This is a genomic window from Rothia sp. HMSC071F11, assembly GCF_001809115.1.
GTDB classification, from domain to species: domain Bacteria; phylum Actinomycetota; class Actinomycetes; order Actinomycetales; family Micrococcaceae; genus Rothia; species Rothia dentocariosa.
Genome location: NZ_KV795730.1, coordinates 339,454 through 340,070, shown reverse-complemented (window position 1 = coordinate 340,070; position 617 = coordinate 339,454). Strand labels below are relative to the sequence as shown.

Annotated in this window: 1 pseudogene; it reads left to right on the top strand. The window is 47.5% G+C overall.

The window, feature by feature from the left end:
- Positions 1-233, top strand: a pseudogene (locus HMPREF2554_RS02465) (D-serine/D-alanine/glycine transporter); the annotation flags it as partial.
- Positions 234-617: the final 384 nt, after the last annotated feature.

Here is a 617-nt window from a genome sequence, read left to right as displayed (position 1 = left end):
AACGGCATGAAGCCTCGCAGTATAAGATGCCGTTTGGTCGCACGATGAGCTGGGTTGGTTTGGTGTTCTTCGCTCTGATGATCTACGCCCTGAGCTTGCAGCCAGAAACCGGGTTGGCTCTGGCGCTTAGCCCTATCTGGTTTATCGGGGTTGAGCTTGGGTACGAGATTATGGTGCGCCGTCATGCGCGTAAGCGCCTTCTTGCGGAGTCGGTGCGGGCGGAATCTAAGTAGCGAGTTCTATTCTTCCTTATCAGCGGGCGGGATGCGGTGCGTAGAAAAAACGTGCGGCATCCCGCCCGCTGTGTCTTATGGGGCGATGACATACGGCATGTACCAGAACAGACCCCAATATGTATAGATATTCTTAAATTTGTATAGAAATCATATATGATGAGAATTTTTCTTTTGAGGATGTGGCGAGCTAGGCAATAAAGGGACGTACCTCATGTGCGCTGTGTTTTCCGAAAGTAAGGCTCATTGTCAAGGGTTTTTCGTAGATTTCTTCCGAATTTTTTTAAATCGTGGCATAAAGAATTTATTATTCGTGATGCATGCTATAGATGCGCGACACACATCTTGGGGATAATTACACAATACCGTCCCTGTTATGTAGAA